Annotated in this window: 19 protein-coding genes, 1 tRNA gene and 1 pseudogene; 14 read left to right on the top strand and 7 right to left on the bottom strand. The window is 60.5% G+C overall.

Going from position 1 to position 24,183, the window contains the following annotated elements; genetic code table 11:
* The first annotated feature begins 44 nt into the window (after positions 1 to 44).
* The gene (locus ACLEJQ_RS15540) at positions 45 to 1,271 is read left to right on the top strand and encodes a multifunctional CCA addition/repair protein (RefSeq protein ID WP_440796402.1); all 1,227 of its coding nucleotides are present in this window, start codon (positions 45 to 47) and stop codon (positions 1,269 to 1,271) included.
* A 130-nt stretch (positions 1,272 to 1,401) separates the two neighbouring features.
* On the opposite strand, the gene folK is transcribed toward ACLEJQ_RS15540, so the two are convergent.
* Positions 1,402 to 1,929: a 2-amino-4-hydroxy-6-hydroxymethyldihydropteridine diphosphokinase gene (folK, locus tag ACLEJQ_RS15535; protein ID WP_440796400.1), complete on the bottom strand. Its 528-nt coding sequence runs from the start codon at positions 1,927 to 1,929 to the stop codon at positions 1,402 to 1,404.
* Positions 1,920 to 2,273, bottom strand: a complete 354-nt coding sequence (gene folB / locus ACLEJQ_RS15530; protein WP_440796398.1) for a dihydroneopterin aldolase — start codon at positions 2,271 to 2,273, stop codon at positions 1,920 to 1,922. The genes folK and folB overlap by 10 nt, the downstream gene beginning before the upstream one ends.
* Positions 2,274 to 2,347: 74 nt before the next feature.
* On the opposite strand from folB, the gene plsY reads away from it, so the two are divergent.
* Positions 2,348 to 2,917 carry a glycerol-3-phosphate 1-O-acyltransferase PlsY gene (gene plsY, locus ACLEJQ_RS15525; RefSeq protein ID WP_003177683.1) on the top strand — a complete coding sequence of 190 codons (570 nt, stop codon included), beginning with the start codon at positions 2,348 to 2,350 and terminating at the stop codon, positions 2,915 to 2,917.
* A gap of 7 nt (positions 2,918 to 2,924) precedes the next feature.
* Here plsY and tsaD read toward each other — a convergent pair whose 3' ends face one another.
* The gene (gene tsaD / locus ACLEJQ_RS15520) at positions 2,925 to 3,950 is read right to left on the bottom strand and encodes a tRNA (adenosine(37)-N6)-threonylcarbamoyltransferase complex transferase subunit TsaD (protein ID WP_440796396.1); all 1,026 of its coding nucleotides are present in this window, start codon (positions 3,948 to 3,950) and stop codon (positions 2,925 to 2,927) included.
* Positions 3,951 to 4,150: 200 nt separating this feature from the next.
* Here tsaD and rpsU point away from each other — a divergent pair, with 200 nt between their 5' ends.
* The 5 genes from rpsU (at position 4,151) to ACLEJQ_RS15495 (ending at position 12,678) form a co-directional block, all read left to right on the top strand.
* Positions 4,151 to 4,366 carry a 30S ribosomal protein S21 gene (gene rpsU, locus ACLEJQ_RS15515; protein WP_002551877.1) on the top strand — a complete coding sequence of 72 codons (216 nt, stop codon included), beginning with the start codon at positions 4,151 to 4,153 and terminating at the stop codon, positions 4,364 to 4,366.
* A 477-nt stretch (positions 4,367 to 4,843) separates the two neighbouring features.
* Positions 4,844 to 6,802 (top strand): DNA primase, encoded by a 1,959-nt coding sequence (dnaG, locus tag ACLEJQ_RS15510; protein ID WP_440796394.1) that lies wholly within the window; start codon positions 4,844 to 4,846, stop codon positions 6,800 to 6,802.
* Positions 6,803 to 6,869: 67 nt separating this feature from the next.
* Entirely contained in the window at positions 6,870 to 8,717 is a 1,848-nt protein-coding gene (gene rpoD / locus ACLEJQ_RS15505) for an RNA polymerase sigma factor RpoD (protein WP_440796392.1), read from the top strand.
* 125 nt (positions 8,718 to 8,842) lie between these two features.
* Positions 8,843 to 12,586, top strand: coding sequence for a bifunctional diguanylate cyclase/phosphodiesterase (locus ACLEJQ_RS15500; protein ID WP_440796391.1), 3,744 nt, complete (start codon positions 8,843 to 8,845; stop codon positions 12,584 to 12,586).
* A gap of 15 nt (positions 12,587 to 12,601) precedes the next feature.
* A tRNA-Ile gene (locus tag ACLEJQ_RS15495) sits at positions 12,602 to 12,678 on the top strand.
* A gap of 57 nt (positions 12,679 to 12,735) precedes the next feature.
* Here the strand turns inward: ACLEJQ_RS15495 and ACLEJQ_RS15490 are convergent.
* Positions 12,736 to 13,296: pseudogene (locus tag ACLEJQ_RS15490) on the bottom strand (HipA domain-containing protein); the annotation flags it as partial.
* A gap of 120 nt (positions 13,297 to 13,416) precedes the next feature.
* Positions 13,417 to 13,668: a helix-turn-helix transcriptional regulator gene (locus ACLEJQ_RS15485; RefSeq protein ID WP_440796389.1), complete on the bottom strand. Its 252-nt coding sequence runs from the start codon at positions 13,666 to 13,668 to the stop codon at positions 13,417 to 13,419.
* A gap of 288 nt (positions 13,669 to 13,956) precedes the next feature.
* Between ACLEJQ_RS15485 and ACLEJQ_RS15480 the strand changes: the two genes are divergently transcribed.
* Both ACLEJQ_RS15480 and ACLEJQ_RS15475 read left to right on the top strand, forming a co-directional pair.
* Complete coding sequence (locus tag ACLEJQ_RS15480; RefSeq protein ID WP_440796387.1) at positions 13,957 to 16,317, top strand: hypothetical protein; 2,361 nt, start codon at positions 13,957 to 13,959, stop codon at positions 16,315 to 16,317.
* 35 nt (positions 16,318 to 16,352) lie between these two features.
* A complete protein-coding gene (locus ACLEJQ_RS15475) occupies positions 16,353 to 16,814 on the top strand; it encodes an Lrp/AsnC family transcriptional regulator (protein WP_440796385.1) in 462 nt (153 codons plus the stop codon).
* Positions 16,815 to 16,863: 49 nt separating this feature from the next.
* Here the strand turns inward: ACLEJQ_RS15475 and ACLEJQ_RS15470 are convergent, their stop codons facing one another.
* Both ACLEJQ_RS15470 and ACLEJQ_RS15465 read right to left on the bottom strand, forming a co-directional pair.
* The gene (locus ACLEJQ_RS15470; RefSeq protein ID WP_440796383.1) at positions 16,864 to 17,175 is read right to left on the bottom strand and encodes an XRE family transcriptional regulator; all 312 of its coding nucleotides are present in this window, start codon (positions 17,173 to 17,175) and stop codon (positions 16,864 to 16,866) included.
* Positions 17,168 to 17,533: a type II toxin-antitoxin system RelE/ParE family toxin gene (locus ACLEJQ_RS15465; protein ID WP_440796381.1), complete on the bottom strand. Its 366-nt coding sequence runs from the start codon at positions 17,531 to 17,533 to the stop codon at positions 17,168 to 17,170. The genes ACLEJQ_RS15470 and ACLEJQ_RS15465 overlap by 8 nt, the downstream gene beginning before the upstream one ends.
* A gap of 358 nt (positions 17,534 to 17,891) precedes the next feature.
* On the opposite strand from ACLEJQ_RS15465, the gene ACLEJQ_RS15460 reads away from it, so the two are divergent.
* The 5 genes from ACLEJQ_RS15460 to pqqB all read left to right on the top strand — a co-directional run bounded on the left by ACLEJQ_RS15460 (position 17,892) and on the right by pqqB (position 24,086).
* Positions 17,892 to 19,574 (top strand): flavin monoamine oxidase family protein, encoded by a 1,683-nt coding sequence (locus ACLEJQ_RS15460; protein ID WP_440796379.1) that lies wholly within the window; start codon positions 17,892 to 17,894, stop codon positions 19,572 to 19,574.
* A gap of 12 nt (positions 19,575 to 19,586) precedes the next feature.
* Positions 19,587 to 20,381 (top strand): carbon-nitrogen hydrolase family protein, encoded by a 795-nt coding sequence (locus ACLEJQ_RS15455; protein ID WP_440796377.1) that lies wholly within the window; start codon positions 19,587 to 19,589, stop codon positions 20,379 to 20,381.
* Positions 20,382 to 20,424: 43 nt separating this feature from the next.
* On the top strand, positions 20,425 to 22,863 hold the full coding sequence (gene pqqF / locus ACLEJQ_RS15450) for a pyrroloquinoline quinone biosynthesis protein PqqF (RefSeq protein WP_440796375.1): 2,439 nt from the start codon (positions 20,425 to 20,427) through the stop codon (positions 22,861 to 22,863).
* Between the two features lie 156 nt (positions 22,864 to 23,019).
* Positions 23,020 to 23,094: a pyrroloquinoline quinone precursor peptide PqqA gene (gene pqqA, locus ACLEJQ_RS15445; protein ID WP_003177660.1), complete on the top strand. Its 75-nt coding sequence runs from the start codon at positions 23,020 to 23,022 to the stop codon at positions 23,092 to 23,094.
* Positions 23,095 to 23,174: 80 nt separating this feature from the next.
* Positions 23,175 to 24,086: a pyrroloquinoline quinone biosynthesis protein PqqB gene (gene pqqB / locus ACLEJQ_RS15440; RefSeq protein ID WP_440796373.1), complete on the top strand. Its 912-nt coding sequence runs from the start codon at positions 23,175 to 23,177 to the stop codon at positions 24,084 to 24,086.
* Positions 24,087 to 24,183: the final 97 nt, after the last annotated feature.

The following is a 24,183-nucleotide window of genomic DNA, read 5'->3' as shown; positions in this document are numbered from 1 at the left end:
GGTCCGGCACAAAGGTTATCCTGTCGGACCAACGGAGGTTTTTTATGCAGATCTATAAAGTCGGCGGTGCCGTTCGCGACCGCCTGCTAGGCATTCCCGTCACCGACATCGACCGGGTCGTAGTGGGTGCCACCGCCGAGCAAATGCTTGCCTTGGGCTTTCGTCCCGTCGGGGCTGACTTTCCGGTCTTCCTTGACCCAGACACTGGCGAGGAATACGCCCTCGCCCGTACCGAACGCAAAAGCGGCCGAGGCTATGGCGGGTTCGTGTTCCATGCCAGCCCTGACGTGACCCTAGAGGAAGACCTGATCCGCCGGGACTTGACGATCAACGCCATGGCGGAAGATGACGACGGCAACCTGACCGACCCCTATAACGGCCAGCGCGATCTTGAAGCCCGCATGCTTCGCCACGTTTCCCCGGCTTTTGCCGAAGATCCGCTCCGAGTCCTGCGGGTTGCTCGCTTTGCCGCGCGCTACGCGCCTCTGGGTTTCAAGGTCGCGGGTGAAACTCTGGAACTGATGCGCCAACTCAGTGGCTCCGGCGAGTTGCAAGCGCTGACCGCCGAACGCAGCTGGAAGGAAATCTCCCGCGCCCTGATGGAAAAACAACCGCAGGTATTTATTCAGGTACTGCGTGACTGCACGGCCCTCAAAGTCCTGATGCCCGAAGTCGACGCGCTGTTCGGCGTACCACAACCTGAGGTGCATCACCCGGAAATAGACACCGGCATCCACACCCTGAGCGTGCTGGAGCAGGCCGCCCTGCACTGCCAACCGCTGACGGTTCGCTGGGCGTGCCTGCTTCATGACTTGGGCAAAGGCCTGACACCCGAGGATGAGTGGCCGCGTCATATCGCCCATGAACACAAGGGGTTGAAACCGATCAAGGCGATCAACGAGCGCTTCAAGGTGCCGCGCGACTGCCAGGAGCTGGCACTACTGGTCGGTCAGTACCACACCCATGGCCACAGGGCACTCGAGTTGAAAGCATCCACCCTGCTTGAACTGCTGCAAAGTTTCGACGTGTATCGTCGCCCCCAGCGCTTCGAGGAATTCATCGCGGCCTGCGAGATGGATGCGCGTGGGCGCAAAGGGTTGGAGGAGCGGAGTTATCCACAGGCGGACTATTTGCGTGGCGCGGCAGCAGCGGCGCGTGCGGTAGCGGTGCAGCCGTTGCTGGAGAAAGGTTTCAAGGGGCCGGAACTGGGCGAGGCGATCAAGCGCGAGCGGCTCAGGGCATTGAAGGTGTACAAGGAAGCGGCGGGCTGACAGGGAACGTTGTGTCAGTTGGCATCTTTGGCGGATGTTCCATCTTCATCGCGAGCAGGCTCGCTCCCATAGGGTTTGCGGTGGGCGCCGAACCTGCGTCAATGTGGGAGCGAGCCTGCTCGCGATGGTGTCAGGAAGGACGCAGCAGTTCCAATGGCGTCAACTGCTCGCCCCGCCACTCGAAAGCCACCGGCGCCAGAACCTGATCGATCTGCGACTCATCCCACAAAGCGGCGAAGCTTTTACCCACGCCAGGATGAACCCGATCAGGAGCGATCAAGGATAACGGCCACAGAACGAAAGCATTCCTGAGAATTTCTGCGCGAGGCAACACCAACCCATCGAAGTTTCCGACCTGTTCGCCATACAGCAACACGTCGATGTCCAGCGGCAACCCCTTGCGGTCCGGTGCATAACGACCGTTGTCCGCCTCGATGAACTTGAGGCGACGATCCAGTTCCATCAGCGGCAGATCGGTGAAGGCCGAAACGACAAAGTTGAAGAACGGCCCGCTCTTGATCCCCACCGGCTGGCTCTCGAATACCGCCGAACAGCGCATATCCGAAAGAAAACTCGCCAAGGCTTCAAGCCCGGCGCGCAAATGGGTTTCACGCTCGATATTGCTGCCGAGCCCGAGAAAAACCTGAGTCAGCGACATCCGCGCTCGATCTCCACGCCTACTCCACTGGCGGCCGGAACGGCGCCAGGCTTGGTCAATTTCAGGCGCAGCCAAGTGATCTTGAACTCGTCCATCAGTTCTTGGGCCAGTCGCTCGGCGAAGGTCTCGACCAATTGAAACTGCGCTTGCGCGGCGAACGCCTGGATGCGCGACGATACGCTGGCATAGTCGAGCGCCAGGGTCAGGTCATCACCCGCCGCAGCCGGACGGTTATCCCAGGCAAAACTCAGATCAAGCCGCAGACACTGTCGGATGCCTCGCTCCCAGTCGTAGGCACCAATGACGGTGTCGACTTCCAGGCCTTCGATAAACACTCTGTCCAAGCACTCTTCTCCGCAGCACGACAAGGGCGCAATGCGCCGTTAGAATCAGGGCGTCCTCGCCCGGAATAGTTAGCATGTTTTGGTTACTGGCGATTCTCGCCTACCTGCTCGGCTCGCTGTCCTTCGCCATTTTGCTCAGCCGCCTGACCGGTCGCCCGGATCCGCGAATGAGTGGTTCAGGCAATGCCGGCGCCACCAACATGCTGCGCCTGGCAGGACGCAAACTGGCTGTCCTGACCCTGCTCGGTGACCTCTGCAAAGGCCTTGTGCCCGTATTGATCGCCAGCCTTGCAGGGCTCTCGTTGCAACAGCAGGCCTGGATCGGCGTCTGCGCCGTCATCGGCCACCTGTTTCCGCTGTACTTCCGCTTTCGTGGCGGCAAGGGCGTTGCCACCGCTGCCGGCATGTTGCTGGGTCTGTATCCGCCTGCAGCTCTGCTGGCGGTCTGCGCCTGGCTACTGACGTTCTACCTCACCCGAACCAGCTCGCTGGCCGCGTTGATTGCCACCCCCCTGACCCTGCCACTGCTGGCTTGGCAGGAACCGGCGGCCTTGCTGCCGATGACCGCCTTGGTCGCACTGATCGTCTGGCGTCACCGGGGCAATCTACGCGACCTGTTCGCCGGGCGCGAACGGCATTTCTAGATAAACGTCACAACGGCGATAGCTGCTCCATGGGCCAGCGCGCCTGCACGCTGATCGCCAGGCTTTCGTGCTGCCCGGCTTTCAGGCGCTGACAGCCGGCGAAGGCAATCATCGCACCGTTATCGGTGCAGAACTGCGGCCTGGCGTAGAACACGTCGCCGTCCATGGTGCCAAGCATTTTCTCCAGCGATAGCCGCAGGGCCTTGTTTGCGCTCACGCCACCGGCAATCACCAGACGCTTGAGCCCGGCCTGCTTCAGGGCCCGCTTGCACTTGATGGTCAAAGTCTCCACCACGGCCTGCTGGAACGCCAGCGAGATGTCGCAACGGGCTTGCTCGCTGTCGTCCCCGGCGCTGACGCATTGCTGCCAGGTGTTCAGGGCAAAGGTTTTCAGGCCGCTGAAGCTGAAATCCAGGCCGGGCCGATCACACATCGGACGCGGGAAGACGAAGCGCCCGTCGACGCCTTGAGCCGCCAGCCGGGAAATTTCCGGTCCGCCAGGATAATTGAGGCCCATCATTTTCGCGGTTTTGTCGAAGGCTTCACCGGCAGCATCGTCGAGGGTCTCGCCAAGCAATTCGTACTGGCCGATTCCGTCAACCCGAATGAGCTGCGTATGGCCGCCCGACACCAACAAAGCGACGAACGGAAACTCGGGCGGTTTGGACTCGAGCATCGGTGCCAGCAGGTGACCTTCCATGTGGTGCACGCCGAGGGCTGGAATACCCCAGGCAAACGCCAGCGCCTGGGCGCAGGACGCGCCAACCAGCAGCGCGCCCACCAGCCCGGGCCCGGCGGTGTAGGCGATGGCGTCGATCTCGGTCGGTACACAGCCGCTTTCGGCCAGGACCTGACGGATCAAGGGCAGCATGCGCTTGACGTGATCGCGGGACGCAAGCTCGGGGACCACGCCGCCGTAGGCGCGGTGCAAGTCGATCTGGCTGAACAGCGCATCGGCCAGCAGGCCGCGCTCGCTGTCATAGAGTGCGACACCGGTTTCGTCGCAGGAAGTTTCCAATCCCAGTACTAGCATGGGTCTGCGCCTTGTAGGGGCTGAATTCGAAGGCGCGCATAATAGTCGCCACATGATGCCCCGACCAGCGGTTTTCGATCAGAGGCTTTGCATTCCGAGCGTTGAGGGGTTAACATCCGCAACCCTTAAAAACCGACGTCTTCAAGTGCATCTTTTGCCGCGAGGATGTTGACCCCGGTAATGAATGAAGGTAGCTCTGGATGCCAGCCGTCAAAGTAAAAGAGAACGAACCCTTCGACGTAGCTCTGCGTCGTTTCAAGCGCTCCTGCGAAAAAGCCGGTGTTCTGGCTGAAGTTCGTAGCCGCGAATTCTACGAGAAGCCGACTTCCGAGCGTAAGCGCAAAGCAGCAGCCGCTGTTAAGCGTCACGCCAAGAAAGTTCAGCGCGAACAGCGCCGCGCCGTACGTCTGTACTAATACACAGACGTTCGTAGCAAGCTTCTGCCAAGCCCGGCCCTCAAGCCGGGCTTATGGCATTTGCGGAATAACGCTTGATGCTTCACCGTCAAAGCCGCAGACGCGACCAAGACAACCTGCTTCACCGCGTCAGACCTGGCTTCTTGCCAGCGGTGCACGTCTTTCCTGACGAGCCTTCCAAGGCTACTGACGAGCACACCCTGATTCCTCTAACGACGATCAGCCCAAGGCACCTGTCTGCGTGCCCGCTTCATGAGCTATCCGAGGCCCGACCGGCCGTTACCGGACTCAGCGCAACACATTCGAACAGCCGATTACTGATCGTCATTAACGTCAGTGGATTATCGGCAGATACACTTCCCGACAGCGATACTGAAGACGACCGGTCGAGCCACCGCTCATGCGTGCCTCAAGACCTGGAACCGATGCCCCCTGCTGCTTTCGGGCCTTATTTCGCGCAGTGATGATGAGAACGCCATGGCCGGGCTGATTCCCCAGAGCTTTATTGACGACCTCCTGAACCGCACCGACATCGTCGACGTGGTCAGCTCTCGCCTGCAAATGAAAAAAGCGGGCAAGAACTACACGGCCTGCTGCCCGTTTCACAAAGAGAAAACCCCGTCGTTCAGCGTCAGCCCCGACAAGCAGTTCTACTATTGCTTCGGCTGCGGCGCTGGCGGCAATGCCCTCGGCTTCATCATGGACCACGACAACCTGGACTTTCCCCAGGCTGTCGAAGAACTGGCCAAAGCCGCCGGCATGGAGATCCCACGCGAGGAAAGCGGTCGCCAGCACAAACCGCGTCAACCGACCGATTCGCCGCTTTATCCACTGCTGACAGCGGCTGCCGATTTTTATCGCCAGGCCCTCAAGAGCCATCCGGCACGCAAGGCTGCAGTGGACTACCTCAAGGGCCGTGGCCTGACCGGTGAAATTGCCCGGGACTTTGGCCTGGGCTTCGCCCCGCCCGGCTGGGACAACCTGTACAAGCACCTGAGCAGCGACACGCTGCAACAGCGCGCCATGATCGACGCCGGCCTACTGATCGAAAATGCCGAGACCGGCAAGCGCTACGATCGCTTTCGTGACCGGGTGATGTTTCCGATCCGCGACACACGCGGACGGATCATTGCCTTCGGCGGTCGGGTACTGGGCGACGACAAGCCCAAATACCTGAACTCCCCGGAAACCCCGGTGTTCCATAAGGGCCAGGAGCTCTATGGGCTGTACGAGGCGCGCAAGAACAATCGCAACCTCGATGAAATCATCGTCGTCGAAGGCTACATGGACGTAATTGCCCTGGCCCAGCAAGGCCTGCGCAATGCCGTCGCGACCCTCGGCACGGCCACCAGCGAAGAGCACATGAAGCGCCTGTTTCGGGTGGTGCCCAGCGTGTTGTTCTGCTTTGACGGCGACCAGGCCGGCCGTAACGCCGCCTGGCGTGCGCTGGAAGCGACACTGCCATGCCTGCAGGACGGGCGGCGGGCACGCTTTCTGTTCCTGCCCGAGGGCGAGGACCCGGACACACTGGTGCGCTCCGAAGGCACCGACGCGTTCCGCGCGCGGATCAACCAGCATGCGCAACCGTTGGCCGATTATTTTTTCCAGCAATTGACCGAAGAGGCCGATCCGCGCTCCCTCGAAGGCAAGGCCCACATGGTCACCCTCGCAGCGCCGCTGATCGACAAAGTGCCCGGCGCCAACCTGCGCGCGCTCATGCGCCAGCGCCTGACCGAGATCACCGGGCTCAACAGCGAAGCGGTCAATCAACTGGCCCATAACGCCCCGCCGGAAGCGCCGCCGGCCTACGATCCGGGCATCGACTACGACGCGATGCCGGATTTCGCCGACTATCATCAACCTCAGCAGGACTATGCGCCGCAGCAGCAATGGACGCCGAAGAAACCGGGCAGCGGTGGCAAGAAATGGGAAAAAAAGCCCTGGGACAAGAACGCCAAGCGTGGCGATCACGACCAGCCACGTGCCCCGCGAGTGCCGGCCGCCGTCGAACCCCCAACACTGGCGGCCCTGCGCACGTTACTGCATCACCCGCAACTGGCCGGCAAGGTCGAGGACGCAGGGCATTTCGCCGCCGAGGACCACAGCAACACGCAATTGCTGGTGGCACTCCTGGAAGCGGTGCAGAAAAACCCCAGGCTAAACTCCTTCCAATTGATCGCACGGTGGCATGGCACCGAACAGGGACGCTTGTTGAAGGCCCTGGCGGAGAAGGAATGGCTGATTGAAGGAGATAACCTTGAACAACAGTTTTTCGACACCATTACTAGCTTGTCCGCCCGCCAACGTGAGCGAAATCTGGAACAACTTCTACGAAAAGCTCGCCAAAGCGAGCTGACCAGCGAAGAGAAAAACCAATTGCGCGACTTACTCAGCCGCAATGTCAACGCATCAAACCCGACCTCAACTGGCGCGTGAGGTCACAGCTCAGGTATAATCCTCGGCTTGTTTTTTGCCCGCCAAGACCTTCAGTGGATAGGGTGTTATGTCCGGAAAAGCGCAACAGCAGTCTCGTATCAAAGAGTTGATCCTATTGGGTCGTGAGCAGGGCTACCTGACTTACGCGGAGGTCAACGACCACCTGCCGGAGGATATTTCAGATCCGGAACAGGTGGAAGACATCATCCGCATGATCAACGACATGGGGATCAACGTATTCGAGGTTGCTCCTGATAAGGACGCCCTGATGCTGGCCGACGCCGATACCGACGAGGCGGCCGCTGAAGAAGCGGCCGCAGCGTTGGCGGCGGTGGAGACCGACATCGGTCGTACCACGGACCCCGTGCGCATGTACATGCGTGAAATGGGTACGGTAGAGCTCCTCACGCGTGAAGGCGAAATCGAAATCGCCAAGCGTATCGAGGAAGGCATCCGCGAAGTGATGGGCGCAATCGCGCACTTCCCTGGCACGGTCGAGCATATTCTCTCCGAGTACACCCGCGTCACCACCGAAGGTGGCCGTCTGTCCGACGTCCTGAGCGGCTACATCGACCCGGACGACGGCATCGCGCCGCCGGCCGCCGAAGTGCCGCCGCCGCTTGACTCTAAAGCCGTCAAGGCCGACGACGACAGCGATGACGAAGATGCCGAAGCCAGCGATGACGAAGAAGAAGCCGAAAGCGGTCCGGATCCGGTCATCGCTGCACAGCGTTTCGGCGCTGTGGCCGACCAGATGGAAATCACCCGCAAGGCGCTGAAAAAGCACGGTCGCGATAACAAGCAGGCCATGGCCGAGCTGTTGGCCCTGGCCGAGCTGTTCATGCCGATCAAGCTGGTGCCCAAGCAATTCGAAGGTCTGGTCGAGCGTGTCCGTAGCGCCCTGGATCGCCTGCGTCAGCAAGAGCGTGCGATCATGCAGCTCTGCGTACGTGACGCCCGCATGCCGCGTGCCGACTTCCTGCGTCAGTTCCCCGGCAACGAAGTGGACGAAAGCTGGACCGACGCACTGGCCAAGGGCAAGAGCAAGTACGCCGAAGCCATTGCCCGCCTGCAACCGGACATCATCCGTTGCCAGCAGAAGCTGAGTGCGCTGGAAACCGAGACCGGCCTGAGCATCGCCGAGATCAAGGACATCAACCGTCGCATGTCGATCGGCGAGGCCAAGGCCCGTCGCGCGAAGAAAGAGATGGTCGAAGCCAACTTGCGTCTGGTGATCTCCATCGCCAAGAAGTACACCAACCGCGGCCTGCAATTCCTCGACCTGATCCAGGAAGGCAACATCGGCCTGATGAAGGCGGTGGACAAGTTCGAATACCGTCGCGGCTACAAGTTCTCGACCTATGCCACCTGGTGGATCCGTCAGGCGATCACTCGCTCGATCGCCGACCAGGCCCGCACCATTCGTATTCCGGTGCACATGATCGAGACGATCAACAAGCTCAACCGTATTTCGCGGCAGATGCTGCAGGAAATGGGTCGCGAACCGACACCGGAAGAGCTGGGCGAACGCATGGAAATGCCTGAGGACAAGATCCGCAAGGTATTGAAGATCGCCAAAGAGCCGATCTCCATGGAAACGCCGATCGGTGATGACGAAGACTCCCATCTGGGTGACTTCATCGAAGACTCCACCATGCAGTCGCCGATCGATGTCGCCACCGTTGAGAGCCTCAAGGAAGCGACGCGCGAAGTGCTCTCCGGCCTCACTGCCCGTGAAGCCAAGGTACTGCGCATGCGTTTCGGCATCGACATGAATACCGACCACACCCTCGAGGAAGTCGGTAAGCAATTCGATGTAACCCGCGAGCGGATTCGTCAGATCGAAGCCAAGGCGTTGCGTAAATTGCGCCACCCGACACGAAGCGAGCACCTGCGCTCCTTCCTCGACGAGTAATACCCAGAACCCCCGGCCTTGCCGGGGGTTTTGTCATGTGCAGATAAAATCCCCCGTTACGCCCTCCCTGCCCTATAGCCCGTCTACACTCGAAACATCCTTTCCCAAGCCATGGCGAGACAGTGATGCCCAGACTGACGGCCGCGCTTTTGCTGTCATTGATGACATGGACCGCAACCGCTGGCGCGCTGACGCTCACCGACGAGGAGCTCCGCTGGCTCAAGGACCACCCCGACCTGCGCCTGGGTGTCGATGCCTCTTGGCCGCCATTTGAATTCCGCGACGATCAGGGGCGCTACCAAGGCCTGGCCGCCGATTACGTCGAAATCATCCGCGAGCGCCTGGCTGTCACCCTTACGCCCATCGAACCGGTCAGCTGGACCGCCGTGCTGGAGCAGGTGGCGCAGGGCAAAATCGATCTGCTGCCAGGCATCATGTCCACCCCCGAACGCCAGAACTACCTGGCCTTTACCCGTCCTTACCTGGATTTTCCGATCGTCATCCTGGCCCACCAGGGCGGCGCCCAGCCTCACAACCTGCAAGATCTCTACGGGTTGAAAATTGCCGTGGTGGACAATTACGCGCCCCACGAACTGTTGCGCAATCATCATCCGGACCTGAATCTGGTGGCGCTCCCTAACGTCAGCTCGGCCTTGCAAGCGCTGGCGACCGATGAAGTCGACGCGGTCGTCGGCGACCTGGCCTCCAGCGTCTGGAGCCTGCGCCAACTCAAGCTGGACGGTCTGTATGTCAGCGGGGAAACACCCTATCGCTACCAACTGGCGATGGGCGTGCCCCGGGACAACAAGATTCTTGTAGGCATTCTCGATAAGGTCCTGGCAGACATGACCCCGGCCGAGGTCAGTGAGATCCAGGAAAAATGGGTCGGCAATGTGCGCGACTACCGTCAGTTTTGGTCGGACCTGTTGATTTATGGCCTGCCCACCCTGCTCCTGTTGGTCGGCATCCTCGCCGTGGTCATTCGCATCAACCGCCGGCTGAGCTCCGAAATCGCCCGACGCGTCGACCTGGAACAGGAGCTGCGCAGCAGTGAATACCATTACCGCGGTCTGGTGGAGAGCCTCTCGGCCATTGCCTGGGAAGCGAAAGTCAGCGATTTCACCTACAGCTACGTTTCGCCCCATGCCGAGGAATTGCTCGGCTATCCCCTCGCCCACTGGCTGATCCCGGGGTTCTGGCGCAACATCATCCATCCCGCCGACCTGATCCGCGCCCAGACCTATTGCGACGCCGAGGTGCTGGCCGGTCGCGACCACTGTATCGATTATCGCGTCATCACCGCCGATGGCCGCTGCTTGTGGGTGCGCGACATCGTCAGCCTGATCGAACACGGCCACGAACCGGTGATGCGCGGGTTGATGATCGACATCAGCGAAGCCAAGCGCACCGAAGAAGCGCTGCGCCTGTCGGAGCAGAAGTTTGCCTCGGTGTTTCGCCAGTGCCCGGACATCCTGGTCATTGCGCGCCTGGTAGACGGCTGTCTGCTGGAGGTCAACACCGCCTTTGAAGAACAGATTGGCCTGAGCGCCGACGAAGTCGTGGGCAAGACCGCGACCGAACTGAACATCTGGGGCATCCCTGGCGTCGGCCCGAGCCTGCTGCAACGCTTGCAGGCCGGCAGCATTCGTAATCTGGAAATGCCTTTTCGCCGCAGCAACGGCCAGGCCTTCACCGGTTTGATCTCCGCCGAGCCCTTTGACCTCGATACAACACCGGCCCTGGTCGTGGTGGTACGTGACATCAGCCAGCTCAAGGAAACCCAGCAGCAACTGCAAACCTCCGAAGAGAAGTTCGCCAAGGCGTTTCACGCCTCGCCCGACGGCCTGTTGCTGTCGCGGCAAAGCGACGGCTTGCTGATTGAAGTCAACGAGGGCTTCAGCCGCATTACCGGCTTCAACAGCGCGTTGTCGGTAGATCGGTCGACCTTGGACCTGGGGATCTGGGTCAATCTCAACGAACGCAAACAAATGCTCGACCTGTTGCAGCGCGATGGCTTCGTGAAGGATTTCAGTTGTCATATCCGCCGCAACGACGGGCAGATCCGGCTTTGCGAAGTCTCCAGCCGACCACTGCCCATCGGCAATGAAAACTGCATGCTGACCATCGCCCGGGACATCACCGAACGCCACCTCATGCAGGAAAAGCTGCAACAGGCCGCCACCGTATTCGAAAGCACCGCCGAGGGCGTCCTGATCACCGATACGCAACAGCACATCAGCGCCGTGAATCGTGCCTTCACCGAGATCACGGGCTATAGCGAAACCGAAGCCCTGGGCCATACGCCTCGTCTATTGGCGTCCGGCCTGCATGACAGCGCCTTTTACGCGGCGATGTGGCACCAGTTGACGGCCGAAGGACACTGGCAAGGCGAGATTTCCAACCGGCGCAAAAACGGTGAGCTGTACCCCAGTTGGCTGACCATCAGCGCGGTGCGCAATCGCCACCAGCAGATCACCCATTTCGTCGCGGTCTTTGCCGATATTTCCAGCCTCAAGCACGCCCAGGCCCGACTCGACTACCAGGCGCATCACGATCCGCTTACCGGACTGCCAAATCGCACGCTGTTTGAAAGCCGGTTGCTGGCCGCTCTCAACAGCCAACAGGAAAACGGCGGCCAGGGTGCGGTGCTGTTCCTCGACCTGGACCGCTTCAAACACATCAACGACAGCCTTGGGCACCCGGTCGGCGACCTGCTGCTCAAAGGCATCGCCGTGCGCCTGCGCGAGCAACTGCGTGATATCGACACCGTGGCGCGCCTGGGCGGCGATGAATTCATCATCCTCTTACCGGGTCTGCAACAACCCAGCGACGCCGAGCACATTGCCCAGAAGCTGCTGAACTGCTTCAGCGCGCCATTCCAGGCCGGTGAACACGAGTTCTTCATCAGTGCCAGCATTGGCACGAGCCTGTACCCGCAGGATGGCAATGATGTTGCCACGCTGGTCAAGAATGCGGACGCGGCGATGTACCGCTCCAAGGCCAAAGGGCGCAATCGGGTGGAGAGCTACACCCGTGACCTGACCGCCCAGGCCAGCGAACGCGTGGCCCTGGAGCATGAACTGCGGCGGGCGATCGAGCGCAACGAGCTGTCGCTGTCTTTCCAACCGAAAATCAGCCTCGTCGACAATCGCCTGGTGGGTGCCGAAGCACTGATTCGCTGGTACCACCCGACATTCGGTGACGTACCGCCGGAACACTTCATCCCCCTGGCGGAAGAGAACGGCATGATTCTGCAGATCGGCGACTGGGTACTGGAGCGCGCCTGTCGGCAACTGTGCGAATGGAACCGCACCTACGATAGCCTCGGCCCGCTCTCGGTCAACCTGGCCGGCGCCCAGCTGCGCCAGCCGAACCTGCTCGGGCGGATCGAGCAACTGTTGCGGGAATACCACCTTCAACCCGGCCTATTGCAACTGGAGATTACCGAAAACTTCATCATGAGCCAGGCCGAAGAAGCGCTGATAGTGTTGCATCAGTTGAAAAAACTGGGCGTGCAACTGGCCATCGATGATTTCGGCACCGGCTACTCCTCGCTGAGTTACCTCAAGCGGCTGCCGCTGGACATCCTCAAGATCGACCAGTCCTTCGTCCGCGGCCTGCCCGACGACCCACACGACGCGGCCATCGTACGCGCCATCATTGCCTTGGGCCGCAGCATGCAATTCAGCATCATTGCCGAAGGCGTCGAGACCCTGGCCCAGCAGCAATTCCTCGCCGAAGAAGGTTGCGAACAGATTCAGGGCTACATCGTCAGCCTGCCCCTGTGCGCAGACGAATTCGCCGCAACGTTTCTGCGTGTGACCGTATCGGATTATTCGGATAGCACAGCCGAGAAACCGTCGCTATAATCCGCGACCTACTGAGGGCCTATAGCTCAGTTGGTTAGAGCAGAGGACTCATAATCCTTTGGTCCACGGTTCGAGTCCGTGTGGGCCCACCAACTTGAAAGCCGCGCATTGCGCGGCTTTTGTGTTTACGAGTGGCGAAAATATGTGCGCTAGCCAAAGGTTTTCAAAAATGGCTCGGCGCAGTGCCTTATTGCCGATACCACATGTGGCGCATGCTCACACTGCTCAGTCGAGCGAGCCAACACCTGCTCCATTGCGTTTAACTGCAAACGGATGACCTCTTCTGGCCGGGCAATATCGCATACCGAAGCGAAATCCAGCAGCCCTTGTCGCGAGGCGAAAAATGACTTGTTACCAATAAGGTCAAGCGCCAGTACATCTTTCGGGATGTAAGCTGTTGTATTGACGATGTCGTAGGCAGGCGCCAGCCGCGCATCGCGTTGAGTAGGGTCGGAATACAGTAGCCCGAAGTTCTTCAAGTGGGCGTCGCCGTTCCCGACAATGCAGCTCAGGGTCACGATGGCAAATAGCTGGGCCAGCGAATCCGGCACGTGTTCAGTCGCACAAAACAGACGGATCGCCTTCGCGATGGCTGAATAGCTTTTGCTGTATTTTTGATCCCCTGAACGTCCCTTCAATGCAGCCATGTCTTCGAAACCGAGGGGGTTGAGCTGCTCATCCCTATCAAAGCGACGCATAACGAACAGTTTGCAGGCTGACCGCTGCCTGTGCGTTAGCCTCCTCGTTATAGCGGAACCGATAATCTGCGGAACTACGGAGGATCTTCCCCGCGCTTCCTTCGGGTGTTAGAACCTGCAGCACTGTCGTCATCAGTCGAAGACTCCCTGGATTTCGTCCAGCGTCGGCATCGCAGCGGGCACCACCACCAATTCACAGTCCAAAGCTCCCAGAACCCGTGCATAGGCTGTCATTCCTACTGACAGAGCCCCTTGTTCAATGGCGATAACCTTCTGTCGAGTAATTCCAGCCAAAGCGGCGAGACGTGCCTGCGTCAGGCCACGGTTCAGGCGCCGCTGGCGAATTTGCTCACCCAGACGGGTTGTAATTAATGAATAGTCCATGTCTCGTATACGCAACTATACTGTTGAAATGTAACGTATACCTAACATCAAAATAATCAAGGGCCTTTTCAAGTTTTTCAGCCACGGCCACACCTCTGTTCGATGAATTTATTAAGAACTGGATGAGCAAAGCGTAACGGCACCGGAGGTGGCGCAATATAAAAGACGGTACAGTGACCGTTTTCAGCTATCGCTGATTCAACAACCCATAACGAGACTCCCATCATCGCCAGCCCCAGCCTGCCCCGCCTGTTTCTCGATCTGTTCTGGCAACTCGGCATCCTGCTCGTGCCGGCTTTTCTCGTCACGGTAATGCCGCCCGCGCTGGCGCTGCTGACAGTCCTGTTCCTGGCAGTGCTGATGGGCCTGGCGGCCCGCTTTGGCTTCTTATCCACAGGTCGAGGGTTGGCCCGGCTGATGGTCGGTGCGGTGTTTGGCCTGGGGTTCAGCCTGGGTCGGGCGTTGCCGGATTGGTGGGGTATCATCGCGGCCATCGTCGCCATCTTTGGCGGGCTCGCCTGCGTCAGTGCCTGGGAGCGGCGTCTGGGTCTGGCGCCCCTTTCCGTCAAGGGTGCCAGTGCCTGGGGCGGAAGCGAGCCGCAATTCACCCCGGAAGGCGAGCCGATCCGGGTGTTCAATCACAGCGAGATCGCCATGGGCGGTCCGACTTATTGCGACTACCTGTTTCCTGACGGTGTGCTCCTGCAAGGGCTCGGCTCCTCGGCATTGTTTTCCGAGGATGGTCGTTACTTTGCCGCGACGGTGCCGTCCCGGCAGAGCTGGGGTCTGGTGGTCCTCGATCGTGAGCAGCGTCGGCTGTACCGCTGCATCGATAGCGAATTGTGGGAGTTGGATGCGTTCGATCTCAACGGTTTGAACGGGCGCCACAGTCCATTGGTGGATGACAGTGTCCGCCAGATCCGCCTCGATGAACTGCTGCGATCCGCCAGCGCCGTTGACCTTGTACCTGTCGCCGACCTGTGGCTGGAACCTGATTGGCGTTCCGACCCTGTCCAGCACACCTTTGAACGGCGCTCCGCCGACGGCCAACAGCGCCTGGTGGGCGACATTTCACTGCCCTCGACCTTCAGAGACCTGGCCCAGCCATTGGCTCCGCTGCTGTCGCCGCGCTATACCGTCAGCATCAACGGGCAGCCTTCCGGCCTGTTGATGGCCGCGGATGCGCCGCTGGTGTGGAGTACCGATCAATGTGCGCTGGTGTGCCTGGCCCAAGAGCATGACAGCGACGAAGGCGGCGACCTGTACTGGCTGTGGCAACTCGACAAAGGCTGGCGCATGCTGCCCTCGCCCTGGGTGAAGCGTGACGCGGAACCGTCGTTCTATTGGCATGAACTGTTGCGCTTCGACGCCGGCCATGTGCATTTCGGCGCGTACCTCGACTACCCGCGCCCGAGCAGCGGCCGCTACGGTTACCGGCTGGACAGTATCCACAGTGATACCGAAACCCAGGTCGGGCATGACGCCCAGGGGCGCGTGCAGGTTGGCGAGTTTCAACTGACCCGGATGGCAATCGTGATTCCGCTGGATAGCGAGGGCCTGCGTGGCGACTCGCATATCGAGACGCAACCGCTAATCGGCGGCGTGCCAGCTCACCTATCCTGGCTGACCGACAACGCTGGAGGCGTTGGCGCTTATCGTTGCCAGATCGGGGACTGGCAACTGCCGGGATGCTGGCTGTTGGACCATCGGGTTTCCGATTGCGGGCGATATCTGGCGCTACTGCCTTACGCCGACTCAATGATCGTCGCCTCCCACGCCGTTATCGCCGATGTACAGCAACGGCGCTTGCTGGAAGGGCCAGCGATGTGGGTAGCGCGGATCCTGGATTTTCATGCTGGCCGACTGAGTCTTGCGGTGGTTGCGGGCCGTCTCGATCAGGCACTGGAGAGCACCGCGCTGCAACGCTTCAATGTCGCAGCGCCGACCGCCAGTGATCCTTCATTCTTTGATCCCAGCGAACAATACCGGCTGTTCTATGACACTGTGGAGTTACAGGTCACCGACTCACAACTGCACGTCGTCCCCCCTTGGCGCCTGGTGGATCGCCCGCAAGCGGCCATCGCCGAGGGTGATTTCATCCAGCCTGCGCCGGGCGATCAGGACGCCGCCTGGTTGTTCGGCAGCGAGACGGAATATGCCGACAGCTGGGTGCGGGCGAGCAGCCCACGGCTCGGCGGCTATCTACTGACCGCGTCCGGCTGTGCCTTGAACGACTTGGCGCCGTCGATGATCTGGTCGGCGGATGGCCGTTACCTGGCCCTGACCCGTATGGTGACCGATGCGACGCAACTGTGTGGAAGCTATCGAGGCTGGCAACTGTTGCTGCTCGACGTTCGCGAGCATACGTTGCGAGTCCCTGCGCAATGGCTGGGCAATCGTCCGCAGTATGAGAGCTTCGCCGCCGAACAACTGAGAGTGCGTTGTTTTGAGCGCGATTGGGAGGCTGAGGACGACAATGACAAAGGCTCAGTCCAGTCGTTTTCCCTTGACCTGCTTCTACAGTTACCCGCAGAACAACTCGTCTACCGGGCCGGTCTCTGGTTCGTTCCTGCACAACTGCATCTGGCGCTAGCCTGGCAGGCTCTGACTTTACCTTCCGTTAGCTGTTTCAAGCGCAGGAGCCTGTAACATGGCCGCCACCCAAGCCCACGCCGGAGCCCACCGTGCCTGATCCCCGCCCTCCCGTCCTCGACGAAATCGATCGCCAGTTGATCGCAGCCCTGCAAATCAACGCCCGGGAAAGCGTCGCCATGCTGGCCCGACAACTGGGCATCGCCCGCACCACCGTGACCTCGCGCCTGGCGCGGCTGGAAAAAACCAAGGTCATCACCGGCTACGGCGTGCGCCTGGGGCAACGGGTGATCGATGGCGGCCTGCAAGCCTACGTCGGCATCACCGTCCAACCGCGCTCTGGCAAGGACGTACTGCGCCGCTTGAGTGCCATGGCCCAGGTCCAGCAGCTGTGCGCAGTCAGCGGCGAGTTCGATTACGTGGCCTGGCTGCGCACCGATTCGCCGGAACAACTGGACCAGCTGCTCGATCAGATCGGCAGCGTGGACGGCGTGGAAAAGACCACCACTTCGATCATCCTCAGCAGCAAGATCGATCGGGGGCAACCGGTCTAGAGCCCAAGCGGACCACAACTGTGGGAGTGGGCTTGCTCCCACAGGATCACTACGCTTGGCGGGAGAAGTTCTCGATCCTGACCTGACCCTCTGGAAAAGTGGCAATAATTTCCAACTCTCCGCCCATTGCGCGAATATAGTTGCGCAAAGTGCTGATATACATGTCAGTACGACGCTCCATTTTCGAAACGGCCGCCTGATTGATTTGCAGCGTCTTCGCTAACGCGTCCTGACTCAACTCCTGCGCCTGACGCAACTCGTGCAACGGCATCTCTGCCCGCAGCTTCTTATACACCGCCTGCACGCGGGCCTGGGATTCAGGCGAACGATGCGCCACCAGGTCGGCAAATTTCTTAGCCATTGTCAAAACCCTCTTTCTTCAATATTGCCAGATGCTCGTCATAGAGCCGCTCGGCAAGAGGTACATTGTCCTGATACCAGCGGGCCTGGCCGGTTTTGTCACCACCGATCAGCAGAATGGCGCAACGGCGAGGATCAAACGCATAGAGCACTCGGTAAGGCCGACCTGCGTGCTGCACCCGTAGCTCCCGAAGGTTGCCATGATTCGAGCCCTTGATACCGCTGGAGTGAGGAAACCCGAGATGCGGGCCGAAATCGCCAAGCAGCATCACTGAAACCTGTACGGAATCTTGTTCGAACTCGTCGAGGCGGTTCCACCACATCTCAAATTCATCCGTGTACTCAACGTCCCATTTCATCCAATATGCCACCCAAGATATATAACCTCAAGGGAATAACCTTAGACGCTCCGCTCGTTACTCAGTCCCTTGATCGCGCGGGCATTTGTTAAAGGGGATTTCCGCGAGGGTTCGATGTAATGCAGCCAGAATCAGTTCTGGTCGCCAATGACTGCTATACCGCTATCGCGAGCAGGCTCGCTCCCACAGGGTCCGCTTTTCGTCATTAAGAATTACCAGTACGACAAATCGACTTAAAGCACACCAAAACGACGACATATTGTGTCTTATTAACGTATTCCACACTCCCTAGAATGGCCGACATCTTTCCTATACTCAGACGCGAAACGCCGCGTCGAGACGCTCATCAAGGTCAGCCATGAACAAGCACAATCGCCACCCTGCAGACGGCAAGAAGCCCATCACCATTTTCGGGCCGGACTTTCCATTCGCTTTTGATGACTGGATCGAACATCCAGCCGGGCTGGGCAGCATCCCGGCGCATAACCATGGCGCGGAGGTGGCGATTGTAGGTGCCGGGATCGCCGGCCTGGTGGCCGCTTATGAGTTGATGAAGCTGGGCTTGAAGCCGGTGGTCTACGAAGCGTCGAAAATGGGTGGGCGCTTGCGCTCGCAAGCGTTCAATGGCGCCGATGGGGTGATCGCCGAACTGGGCGGCATGCGTTTTCCAGTGTCGTCCACGGCGTTCTATCACTATGTCGACAAACTGGGCCTGGAGACAAAACCATTTCCCAACCCGCTGACTTCGGCTTCGGGCAGCACCGTCATCGACCTGGAAGGCCAGACCTATTACGCAGAGAAAATGACCGACCTGCCGGCGCTGTTCCAGGAAGTGGCCGAAGCCTGGGCCGATGCGCTGGAGGATCGCTCCAGTTTCAGCGAGATCCAGCAAGCGATCCGCGACCGCGACGTGCCTCGCCTCAAAGCGTTGTGGAATACCCTGGTGCCGCTGTGGGACGACCGCACGTTCTACGACTTCGTCGCCACCTCCAAGGCGTTTGCCAAGCTGTCGTTCCAGCACCGCGAAATATTCGGCCAGGTCGGTTTCGGCACCGGCGGCTGGGATTCGGACTTCCCCAATTCGATGCTGGAAATCTTCCGCGTGGTGATGACCAACTGTGACGATCACCAGCACCTGGTGGTCGGCGGCGTCGAGCAGGTGCCCCACGGCATCTGGCGCCACGTGCCGGAACGCTGCGCGCACTGGCCGGAGGGCACCAGTCTGAATTCGTTGCACCAGGGCGCACCGCGCAGCGGCGTGAAGCGTATCGCACGCGCCACCGATGGCCGGTTCAGCGTGACGGATGTGTGGGACAACACCCGCGATTATGCAGCGGTGCTGGTCACTTGCCAGAGTTGGCTGTTGACCACCCAGATCGAATGCGAAGAGGCGTTGTTCTCACAGAAAATGTGGATGGCCCTGGACCGAACCCGCTACATGCAAGCATCGAAGACCTTCGTGATGGTCGACCGTCCTTTCTGGAAAGACAAGGATCCGGAAACCGGGCGCGACCTGATGAGCATGACCCTCACCGACCGACTGACCCGTGGCACTTACTTGTTCGACAACGGCGATGACAAGCCAGGTGTGATCTGCCTGTCGTACTCCTGGATGAGCGATGCGCTGAAAATGCTACCGCACCCGGTGGAAAAACGCGTGAAGCTGGCCCTCGATGCCCTGAAGAAAATCTATCCGAAAGTGGACATAGCCGCGCGGATCATCGGCGATCCGATCACCGTGTCGTGGGAAGCCGACCCGCATTTCCTCGGGGCCTTCAAGGGCGCCCTGCCTGGCCACTACCGTTACAACCAGCGCATGTACGCCCATTTCATGCAGGACGACATGCCCGCCGAACAGCGCGGGATCTTTATCGCCGGCGATGACGTCTCATGGACACCCGCCTGGGTCGAGGGCGCGGTACAGACCTCACTCAACGCCGTGTGGGGAATCATGAAGCACTTCGGCGGTGAAACTCACGCCGAGAACCCGGGTCCAGGTGATGTATTCCATGAGATCGGTCCGATCGCCTTGCCCGAATAAAAGGAGTTGTCGATGCGCGTAGCCCTTTACCAATGCCCACCGCTGCCACTGGATCCGGCCGCCAACCTGCAACGCCTGCACCGGGTCGCGTTGGAGGCCAGGGGCGCCGATGTGCTGGTGCTGCCGGAGATGTTCCTGACCGGCTACAACATCGGTGTCGATGCGGTGAATGTATTGGCCGAGGTCTACAACGGCGAATGGTCCCAGCAGATCGGCCGCATCGCCAAGGCGGCCGGACTGGCGATCGTCTATGGCTATCCTGAGCGCAGCGAAGACGGGCAGGTCTTCAACTCGCTGCAACTGATCGACGCCCAGGGCGAACGCCTCGCCAATTACCGCAAGAGTCACCTGTTCGGTGACCTCGATCACGCGATGTTCAGCGCTGGCGATTCGGCGCTGCCCATCGTCGAGCTCAACGGCTGGAAGCTCGGTTTTCTGATCTGTTACGACCTGGAGTTCCCGGAAAATGCCCGACGCCTGGCCCTGGCCGGTGCCGAGCTGATCCTGGTACCGACCGCCAACATGCAGCCCTACGAGTTCATTGCCGATGTGACCGTGCGCGCCCGGGCCATCGAGAACCAATGCTTCGTCGCCTATGCCAATTACTGCGGCCATGAAGGTGAACTGTTGTATTGCGGCCAGAGCAGCATCGCCGCACCGGATGGTAGCCGCCCCGCCCTCGCCGGGTTGGATGAGGCGTTGATCGTGGGTGAACTGGACCGCCAGATGCTTGAAAACTCCCGCGCCGCCTACAACTATCTGCACGACCGTCGGCCTGCCCTCTATGGCGACCTGCACAAGCATTGAGTGAATCCGCTAGCATGGGCGCATCTCTGTTCTGGATGTGCTCATGCCGGCTCCCGATTCTCTGCGCCCCCACTCTGAAACCCTGCCCAATGGCCTGCGGATAACACTGCGCCATGCCGCTGGCCTGAAACGCAGCGCTGCGGTACTGCGGGTGGCGGCCGGCAGCCATGACGTGCCCCTGGCCTGGCCCGGGTTGGCGCACTTTCTCGAACACCTTTTCTTCCTAGGCACCGAGCGGTTTCCTGCAGGGGAAAACCTGATGGCCTACGTGCAGCGGCACGGCGGGCAGGTCAACGCCCGCACCAGCGAGCGGACCACGGATTTCTTTTTCGAATTACCACCTGCTGCGTTCGCCGGTGGGCTGGAGCGCTTGCAGGACATGCTCATCCATCCGCGCCTGGACGAAGCCGAGCAGTTGCGCGAGCGGGAAGTGCTGCACGCTGAATTCATTGCCTGGTCCCAGGATGCGGCTGCCCAGCGACAGATCGCCCTGCATGACGGACTGGCGGCAATTCACCCACTGCGCGGTTTTCATGCCGGCAATCGCGACAGCCTCGCCGTCGAACAGCCTGAATTCCAGGCGGCCCTGGGCGATTTCTATCGGCGTTTTTATCAGAGCGGCCAGATGACCCTGAGCCTGGCCGGCCCGCAAAGTGTCGAGACCTTGAAAGCGCTGGCCAAACAGTTCAGCGACCCCCTACCCGTGGGCGAAGCATCGGTTCAGCAATCACCCCCCAGGCTGATGGCGTCGTCCACGGCGAGCTACCAACAAACACGCGAAGGCGGACTGGACCTGCTGTTTGCCTTCGAGCAACTTCCCGCCGCCTCGCCATTGGCGTTGGACTTTCTCTGCGCGCAGCTGAACGCCAGCAAGCCGGGCGGGCTGCTCGCCGCGCTGCGTGAGCGCGGCTTGGCGGGCAGCCTCACCGCCACACCACTGTACGAGTTCGCCGGGCAGGCGCTGCTGCACCTTGGGCTCAGGCTCGACAATCCCCAGGGGGCACAGGAAATCCTGCCGATGCTCCAGGATTGGCTGGGCTTTTTCGCCGCCCAGGACGACTGGACGCTGTTGCGCGAGGAGTTCACCGCAGTGCTGCAACGTCGTCTGGAAACCGGATCGGCATTACAACTGGCTCGCCGGGACAGTGAAGGTCGTGCCTGTGCACTGTCGGCAAACGATCTGGTACGGCTTCGGGAAATCCTCAAGCAGTTGCACCCCGCCGATTCTTTCGGCGAACAATGGCGACTGCCCGCGCCTAATCCGTTCCTGCAAACACCGGATGAACCAACCCGTGCCGGCCTGATACGTGGCCAGACCAGCGCCCACCGCGGCTTGCGCACCTTTGCCCAGGATCGCACCCGGGGCCGACGGGAACGCTCGGCGATGCAGTTCAGCCAGACCTTGGCGAACAATTCCGGGAACAATACCGGGGAAGGCGCGATTTATCTTCGCTGGCAGTGGGCAGCCCAGGCTCCGCTGTATTTCCAGGTCAGGCTCGCGCAACACCTACAGGACCTGTTTGAAGATGCTCGCCAGGCCGGGGTGGACGTCACTTTCGAGCCATCCGGCACCCAGCACCTGCTCAAGCTGGTTGGATTGCAGGCGCCCATGCCGCGGGTGCTGGAGCATATCCTGATGAAGCTGGGCCAGCCGCTGCCAGTGGCTCACCCCGATGACGAGGCGCAGCCAATGCCGATTCGACAGCTGTTGAAGGCATTGCCGAATCTCTGTCAGCGAAACGTGCAACCTTCGGCAACCGTGCTGCCTGACGACATCTGGGCAACGGCCCGGTGGGACGGGCTCGCCCTGGGCCTGTCGGCAGCGACCCAGGCGGCGATGGGCCCGGTACTGGCCCGGGTGCCCGGTATTCCCGGCCAGGAGGCCGAGCCGCCAACAGCATGTGCTCAACGTGTCTGGCATACGCTTGAAACCCAGGGCGATGAACAGGCGGTGTTGCTGTTCTGCCCTACGCCAACTCAGGAACTGTCCGACGAAGCGGCCTGGCGGCTGCTGGCGCAGCTGTGCCAGACGCCGTTCTACCAGCGCCTGCGGGTCGAGTTGCAACTGGGCTATGGCGTGTTCAGCGGGTTGAAGCAGATCAGTGGCCAGACCGGCTTGCTGTTCGGTGTCCAATCCCCTAACGCTTCGGCGACGCGGTTGATCGGCCATATCGAGCAGTTCCTGGCCGAGCTGCCAGAACGGCTGCACATGGACGATTCGAATCTGTTCCACGCCCGACACGCCCTCGCCAGCCAATTTTCAAGCGACACCCTGCCCCTGGCCCAGGCGGCCGAGCTGCTTTGGCACGCCAAACTGGCCGGGCGGCCGGATGACTATCTGCAGCATTTGCCCGGTGCTATCGAACAATTGGATCGCGAACTACTATTAAACGCGGCGCGTGACCTGATTAACGCCCAAGGCGGATGGTGCTGCCTGGCCAGCGAGGCGTGTCCCGGAGCCCCATGGCAAACGCCGAAATGATCGTTGCAGGCTCTGTAACGAGCTTTCTCAGAGATCACGGCCAACGAATTTGTTTAATTTAGTAACATAGCCGTCTGCGCATCTGAACATCTCCGAACGGAGGTGGACTATATGTATAGGTCCCACACGTCCAACCCCAACCAAAGGAGTATTTCCATGTCCTGGTCCAAACCCGCATATATCGACCTGCGTATCGGCTTCGAAGTCACCATGTACTTCGCCAGCCGTTGATGGTTGCAGGCAGTTAAGCACGCAGCACAACGCCTCGGTCAGCCGGGGCGTTTTTATTTCGGTTTGCAGATGGAGCGGCCATGTTCGTCCAGATTCTAGGTTCCGCCGCCGGCGGAGGCTTTCCCCAGTGGAATTGCAACTGCGCCAATTGCGCAGGCTTTCGCAACGGCAGCCTGCGGGCCCAGGCGCGTACCCAATCATCGATTGCGCTTTCCGATGACGGTGTGAACTGGGTGCTGTGCAACGCTTCTCCGGACATCCGCGCCCAACTCCAAGGTTTCGCCCCGATGCAACCCGGCCGGGCCCTGCGGGACACCGGGATTGGCGCCATCATCCTGATGGACAGCCAGATCGACCACACCACCGGCCTGCTCAGCCTGCGCGAAGGTTGCCCGCATCAGGTCTGGTGCACCGACATGGTTCATGAAGACCTGAGCACCGGTTTCCCGCTGTTCAACATGCTGACCCACTGGAACGGCGGCTTGAGCTGGAACCGCATCGAACTCGACCAGAGCTTCGCCATCCCGGCCTGCCCGAACCTGCGCTTCACCCCGTTGCCGTTGCGCAGCGCCGCGCCGCCCTATTCACCGCACCGCTTCGATCCGCACCCGGGTGACAACATCGGGCTGATCGTCGAAGACCTGCGCACCGGTGGCAAGCTGTTCTATGCTCCGGGCCTGGGCAAGGTCGACGGGCCACTGCTAGAGATCATGGCCGCCAGCGATTGCCTGTTGGTGGACGGCACAATGTGGGATGACGACGAGATGCAGCGCCGTGGCGTCGGCACCCGCACCGGTCGGGAAATGGGGCACCTGGCGCAGAACGGCCCCGGCGGGATGCTTGAGGTCCTGGAGCAACTGCCCGAGCCGCGCAAGGTCCTTATTCATATCAACAACACCAACCCGATCCTGGACGAAGACTCGCCCGAGCGGGCGGAACTTGTACGTCGAAAGATTGAAGTGGCCTACGACGGAATGAGTATTGAGTTGTAGGGAGGGCGGGATGATTGTGGGAGTGGATTGCGGGGGTGTCAGTCAGAATTGATGCTGGCAGGGCTGGCCTCATCGCGAGCAGGCTCGCTCCCACAGC

It is taken from the genome of Pseudomonas sp. SMV71 (genome assembly GCF_052042015.1).
Classification (GTDB): domain Bacteria; phylum Pseudomonadota; class Gammaproteobacteria; order Pseudomonadales; family Pseudomonadaceae; genus Aquipseudomonas.
The sequence above is the reverse complement of the archived record's forward strand: the minus strand, read 5'-3'. Positions and strand labels throughout refer to the sequence as shown.